This is a genomic window from Cyanobium sp. BA20m-p-22 (assembly GCF_024346275.1).
Classification (GTDB): domain Bacteria; phylum Cyanobacteriota; class Cyanobacteriia; order PCC-6307; family Cyanobiaceae; genus Cyanobium_A.
On sequence record NZ_JAGQCQ010000231.1, the window covers coordinates 1 to 5,992 of the forward strand.

The following is a 5,992-nucleotide window of genomic DNA, read 5'->3' on the forward strand; positions in this document are numbered from 1 at the left end:
AGGACATAGCAGCTCCAGCAGAATTCGCTATTGATACATCTGGCACTCGCACCCTGACAGCTGTTAATAAATTCATGGCAAATTTTCCCAACAACTTCTATCAAGACCTAATTGAAACAGTTAAGGATCAAATTGGATTTCCCTTGATAAATACATCGATTAGGGAAATTTATTCTGATGGCATCACCAGACCAGCTGCTCATCAAGACCTAATGAACCACGTAGTCGTCGTTGCGAGAGCCGAGGGAATCGGGGTGGACTCATAAAAATACTTACTTTGAAAAGAGCTGGCAAACGGAAATGGATGGCAGGATTCTTTCTGCTGGGGTCTATCACGTTAATAACGATACCGATTTTCCGATGGATGAAAAATCAACCAAAGCCATACGACCAAAAAACCGCAATCAAGTTATGCTGGAAGGAGGTAAACGAATTTATGCGTGATCCAGCTAGTAAAGGCATTCTTGACGGAAGATATGACTGGGCAAATAAAAAGACAATTAAGACAGAAGCTCATCCTGGTTAATTCACCACCATTGTCGACATACGTTGCGAATGGGATCCAGAGCAGCAGCAAGGAAACCTGGGCAAAATATATGGAAGTGCTTACATACTTACCCGGGGCACGGCCGAAGCTCCTCCAAAACTCGATTCAGTAGGTATCACGAAAGGATACAGATTTGATGCGAGTCTGAAGTAAGAATAGTCACCGCGTCGTGCGATGGGTTCGAATTCTAATTGTTTTAGAACCCAAGCTCGACCATTGTGCATTATCTCGGCTCTATTGAGGGGGCTGGGTCACGGTCAGTTATAGCCGAATGCGACTACCTCATCGGCCGCGATGCTCCAAGTACGCGTATCGCACAGGTTGCGGCACGCGTTCTCCGCTCTTACCTAGCCTCGCTTGAAGCGTTACAGATGCCGGATGCCTCGCCACCGGAGGGCATCACCCCGTTGGATGAAAGTGATCACCTGCTTTGGGGCGCCGCATTTGCAGCGAAGTGTGATGCGATATGTACGTATAACGTTAAGGACTTTCCAGATAGCCATATTGCGGTCGGGACGCCTCTAGCGATCCATCGCTGGATCGCGGCGCCTCAATTAGAGCATTGCGTTCAATCAGTTCAGCTCTCGGATCGAGGTACCTTTCTCTTCTTTGGCAGGCTGCATCACGAAAGTTCGATGGGGCCGATCTTGGAATCCGGAGGTATCGTGACTGTAGTTGCAGATGAGAAGGGCTTTATCAGGCTCAAAGGCGCCGGAGTCAAGAGATGCAGCGCAGTTAAACCTCTACCGAGAGATACAGAGTTTCGGCTGACAATCCGCTACAACTGCACGGATTTTGAAGCAGCGCTTTGGACAAAGGGATCAAGTGGATGGACCGAAGACATAATTTCCACTGGTGCGGCTACTTTCTCAAGCGAAACAAAGCCCCTACTCTGCTTCGTTCCAAATCATCGCTTTACCGGTCACATTCAGTGCTTATCGGGCCTGCCTCGCTTCGTGCGTGACAAGCAGATGCCAGCCGCGCTGGATAACTACTCATTGGAGGCAGTAGCTGGTAGCCTAGATCTCAAGCGCTATCTTTGGTTGACAACGACATCCATGTAGTATTGATCTTCAGTATGCCTAAGCAAACATGGTCAGCAGTTAAATCAGCGGCTATCAAACTCAACCGCGACGAACTGATCGGTCTTACTGCCGAGCTTTATCGACTCTCCAAGCAGAACCAGACCTTTCTCCATGCCCGCTTCGCGGATGCAGAGGCCGTGTTGGAAGAGACCAAGGTGGTTGTAGGTGATTGTCTATATCCAGATATGCAACGCGATCGTCCGCTGCAAGTCGCCAAAGCCAAGAAGGTCGTTGCCGATTTCTGCAAAGCAGTTGCCAATCCAATCGCCCAAGCAGATCTGATGTTGGCCTTCCTAGAGCAGGGCAACGCCTTTACGGTGGAGTACGGCGATGTTGATGCGGGCTTCTACAACGCCTTACTCGCCATGGCCCGCCGAGCTGCTGAAACCATCTGCGTCCTGCCCCATGAATTGCAGCAGGCCTTCAGAAATCGGTTCGCTGAAGTCGTGCGCTCGTCTTCTCGTATCGGCTGGGGCTATCACGATGGACTCAAGCAGATCTACTCCGCTGCCTTTCCTGACCGGAATTGACGGCTACTCCGGGCAAGAGGACATCACTCCAAGGATTCATCCGTTTGGCTTAGCGCCATCGCCACCACCCGCACTGAGCAAGCGGCTGCAATCTCAGCCCAGCGCTCCGGCGTAAGCCCAAGCTGCTGCGGCACCTGATCTGGAGGCAGGCCCTGCCTGAGCAACTTCTGGCCCCTGGCATGCAGCTCCCGCCAGCGGCCCGGCACCGAGATCAAGAAGCCCTTATCGCGCAGGTAGTGGGTGATCTCGCCGTTCACAAACGGCCTGGCGTAAGCGATGAAGTTGGAGCAGCTGCGGTTTACCCGCTGGCTGTCGTAGCGGCGCGAGGCCTTGATCAGCCCGATCGCTGCCAGCTGCTCCAAGTCTTCTTTGGGGTGGCCGGTGCGGCGCGCGTAGTTAGCCGCTACCCGTGAGGCAAAGGGCAGGTGCTCGAGCACCAGCGCATCTGCAGCGGCATGGATCGAGCGCCGCGGCTGCCTGCAGCAATGCCTTGGGCGCCGCTGGCTGCTGCCGCTCCCTAGTCCGCTTCCCTCTGATGGATTCGGCCGTGGCGCCCGTGGTTGATGGATTGCAATGGTGACGCTCATGACGCAGATGCAGTGGAAGAAGAAGGCCTGCCTCTTGGTGGGCTCAGCGGGAGAAAAGCAGCGGCCTGGGAGTAGCCCTGCCGTTGCCCCGCCAGTGCTGGTTCTGCAGCCAGATCACGCCCTGACAAAAGGCATCCACCAGGTCGTCGTGGGCGGCATTGGGGAACCCCAGCAGCTCGGTAATCAACTCGTCATTGCCGCCCTGGCAGAAGCCCAGCTGCCCTGCCTCCAGCAGTGGTGCGACGGCATGGGCGCGGGACACCTTGCTGCCTACTGGCCGCACCGCCATCAGTCCTGGGATCTGACGCTGCAGCAGCTGGCAGACAGCTGGACCGTTGGCGGCGTCTTCTATCAAGACTGCATCAGGGGTAAGGCCCTGCAGAGCCAGAGAGGCCAGGGTCTCGCTGAGGGCTTTGACGACACCGGGCAGATCGAGGCGCTGGTGGCGAGCCCAGAGCACTTCGATCAGGTGGGCGCTCGCTCCGGCGCCCTCCTGAGTGGGTGGGGGTAGAGCAGGGAGATTTGCGGCACTGCGGTGCAGCTGCTGTCCTTGGGCTCTGGCTTCCGCCGCGGGATGGCGCTGCTGAGGCTCTGCCACCAGGCCCAGCAACACAAAAGCGCAGTAGTCGTTCCCCTCTCCCCCCTTAAAGCTGAGATCGCAGCTGAGCACCAAGGGGGCATAGGCCTTCTGGCCCAACCGGGCCTGGTGCTGGCTGCTTGGGCGGCGCTGCGGCACTTGCCGCAACCACTGCCGCTGAAACAGCAAACCACCGGCCGGAGAAGGTCGCTGCTGGTAAAGGGCATTCCACCAGTAGCTGCCGGCGCGGATCTTGATCTGCTCAAGCTCAGCCAGGGGAAACCGCTCCGGGCAGAGGGGCTCACCGGGTTGGCGCCAGTCCGGCTCGAGCGTGCAGGTGGCCGGGAACTGCAGCTGCTGCTCGGGCGGCTCGGCAGTGGCCGGCAGGTTGAGCACCTGCCAGTGCTGCGGTGCGTCGCCGCTTTCCTGCTCCAGTAGCCAGCCGATCAGGTCGTCCTGATGCCAGCGGGTCAGCACCACCACCTGTGCTGCAGAGCCAGCCCCCAGCCTCTCTTGCTCCTGCTCCTGCCCTTCTCCCTGCCCAGCACTTGGGCCTTCATCTGCAACCCCCCATCGCGTGGGCCCCCCTGGGGCCCCGGGTTCCGATCTAGTCAGCCAGACGGACTGGAACCACTCGATCAACTTCTGGCGCTGGCCGGCGGAGTTGGCATCTTCTGGGCCCTTGTAAGGGTCGTCGATGATTCCCAGCGCATAGCCCTTGCCGGTGAAGGGACCGCGCACGCCGGCGGCAATGCAGCCGCCACGCTCAGGGGTGAGCCAGTTGCCCACGGCGGTGGAGTCCTTGGAGAGGGCATGGCCGCAGGCCCGGTAGTAGTGCCGTGCTTCCCGGCTGTGGGCGTAGGCCAGCTCGGCTGAATAGGAGGCAATGGCGCAGACGCGACTCGGGTAGCGGCTCACCCAGTAGGCCGGGAAGAGTTTGGAGACCAGCAGTGATTTGCCCAGCCTTGGGGGACAGCAGACGATCAGGCGGTTGAGTTGGCCATCGGCGATGCGTTGCAGCAGGGCAATCAGCCGCTCGGCCCAGGTGTGAAAGGCGTAGCTGGGGTAGGCCTCGCTGATGAAGTCGCGGAAGCTGCGCGGTGCTGTTTTGGTCGCCTCCATGGCTGGGGCGCGGTAACCCAGCACGCCGGCATCGCGCCAGGGATCGCCATGGTCCGTGGAACCCAGCAGGCCACCGACCAAAGCTGCGCCCTGGCGATCAGAGAGGGATGCCGCCGTAAGAGAAGCGGGCATCAGGCGGCAGCCGTTGGTTTGACCGGGGCGCGGAGCATGCCAGTGATCTCCGCCAGCACCCGATGGGCGCCCACGGAGGCGGAGAACTGCTCGGCGTCGGCTGCACGACGAGCCACGTCCTGTAATGCGTAGATGGCTTCTGCCTGATGGACCAGCCGGTCTTCCACCAGCTCCTCCACCATGCGAGAGCGGGCCACCCGCAGGTACTTCTTGAGGGTCGTGTAGGAGGTCATCTCCCACAGCAGCGCTGCTTGGTCGCGGATCATCAGCGCGGGTTGGCGCTGCGTCAGCCATAGCTGGAGCGTGGCGATGCGCTGCTCCACCTCAGAGCGGCTGGGGCGTGGCGAGACGCTCTGCTGCGGAAAGCGCTTGCTGACACCAACAGCGGACGGATTGCGTTTGCTGCGTCCCCTGCCTTTGTGCTCCGGCGGCGGCTCGGGCCAGATGGGGTTGCCGTCTGCGTCCTCCAGGGGAGCGGAATTGCGCAACACCTCGATCGCTGGGTCTTCTGGTGTGATCTCGCCAAGTGCTGCCATCAGCGCCAGGCGCACCTGCTGGCGTGGATCAACGGTGGGCTGGACGAGGTTCGCGGTAAGTCCTTTTGTTAACGCTCACTAGCGTACTAAATAAAAGCGCTAGGGAACAGCAGTCACTACTCAGTCATGCAGGGCCCGCGGCGGATGCAGTCAGTGGGATGTGAGATCTGTAGCGATCGCCAAGTTGTCCTCCCAAGCAGCCGCCTGCTCAACCAGCACGGGATGCATGAACTGGAAGCTGAACGACCAGCGACTGGTGGTGCTGAAGCGCTGCGTCAGGACTGAAGTTCCAATCGTCAGGCGCCCTGCTGGACCTGGCTGGAAACCACGGTGCCGTCAATAACCGGCACCTGGCGGGGCACGTCGGCTTCAATCCAGCTGAGGCAGGTGACGTTGTCCAGGATTCCGGAGACCTCACTAACCAGCTCCGACTCATCCATATCCGACGACCCGGAGGCGACCCATTGGCCCAGGCGATCCACCATCACGGCGATGCGCACTCGCACTGTCTCCAGTGACTCGGTGTTGGCAGTTGCCAGTGGCTGGAGGTTGCTGCTTGTCATGGTGCTGGAAAGGGCAGTGGGGTATAGGGCTCTGGTGCAGTTGCTCAGCTACGGCCGTACCGGCGGCCGATGAGGCCACGCATCTGGGTGCGTGGGTCATCCAGTAAACGTTCCGCGGCACGTTGCTTGCCGTATAGCCAGGCACTGGTGGATTGACCAGGCCTGGGGCCATTGCGGGGCAGCCGGGTAACTCGCATGCCGACGAGGTCGGGTGTGGGGTTTGGGTTCTGTTGTTCGCCCATGGCTTGGGATAAGGGGTATCAGTGCCTGGTTGCTGGTTGCTGGAGAGCCGCTGTAGTGCCGCTTGCGCGTG

General features: G+C 59.4%; 7 protein-coding genes. 3 read left to right on the forward strand and 4 right to left on the reverse strand.

From position 1 onward, the window contains the following. The 3 genes from KBZ15_RS16540 to KBZ15_RS16550 all read left to right on the forward strand — a co-directional run. Positions 1-266 (forward strand): hypothetical protein (locus KBZ15_RS16540; protein ID WP_255016297.1); only part of this gene is annotated, 266 nt, incomplete at its 5' end. Between the two features lie 652 nt (positions 267-918). Beyond that, a complete protein-coding gene (locus KBZ15_RS16545) occupies positions 919-1,611 on the forward strand; it encodes a hypothetical protein (protein ID WP_255016300.1) in 693 nt (230 codons plus the stop codon). Next, a complete protein-coding gene (locus tag KBZ15_RS16550; RefSeq protein ID WP_255016301.1) occupies positions 1,587-2,162 on the forward strand; it encodes a DUF6155 family protein in 576 nt (191 codons plus the stop codon). Before KBZ15_RS16545 ends, KBZ15_RS16550 begins: the two co-directional genes overlap by 25 nt. Before the next feature lie 23 nt (positions 2,163-2,185). Here the strand turns inward: KBZ15_RS16550 and KBZ15_RS16555 are convergent, their stop codons facing one another. The 4 genes from KBZ15_RS16555 to KBZ15_RS16570 all read right to left on the reverse strand — a co-directional run bounded on the left by KBZ15_RS16555 (position 2,186) and on the right by KBZ15_RS16570 (position 5,679). Then, entirely contained in the window at positions 2,186-2,749 is a 564-nt protein-coding gene (locus KBZ15_RS16555) for a sigma-70 family RNA polymerase sigma factor (RefSeq protein WP_255016303.1), read from the reverse strand. Between the two features lie 43 nt (positions 2,750-2,792). Then, on the reverse strand, positions 2,793-4,580 hold the full coding sequence (gene terL, locus KBZ15_RS16560) for a phage terminase large subunit (RefSeq protein WP_255016305.1): 1,788 nt from the start codon (positions 4,578-4,580) through the stop codon (positions 2,793-2,795). Further along, entirely contained in the window at positions 4,580-5,131 is a 552-nt protein-coding gene (locus KBZ15_RS16565; protein WP_255016307.1) for a hypothetical protein, read from the reverse strand. Before KBZ15_RS16565 ends, terL begins: the two co-directional genes overlap by 1 nt. 281 nt (positions 5,132-5,412) lie before the next feature. Further along, a complete protein-coding gene (locus tag KBZ15_RS16570) occupies positions 5,413-5,679 on the reverse strand; it encodes a hypothetical protein (protein ID WP_255016308.1) in 267 nt (88 codons plus the stop codon). Positions 5,680-5,992: the final 313 nt, after the last annotated feature.

Excerpts from the sequence above, each read along its gene's own strand:
- KBZ15_RS16555 (WP_255016303.1), bottom strand. The coding sequence starts at position 2,749 with ATGAGCGTCACCATTGCAATCCATCAACCACGGGCGCCACGGCCGAAT.
- KBZ15_RS16545 (WP_255016300.1), top strand. The coding sequence starts at position 919 with ATGCCGGATGCCTCGCCACCGGAGGGCATCACCCCGTTGGATGAAAGT.
- terL (WP_255016305.1), bottom strand. The coding sequence starts at position 4,580 with ATGCCCGCTTCTCTTACGGCGGCATCCCTCTCTGATCGCCAGGGCGCA.
- KBZ15_RS16570 (WP_255016308.1), bottom strand. The coding sequence starts at position 5,679 with ATGACAAGCAGCAACCTCCAGCCACTGGCAACTGCCAACACCGAGTCA.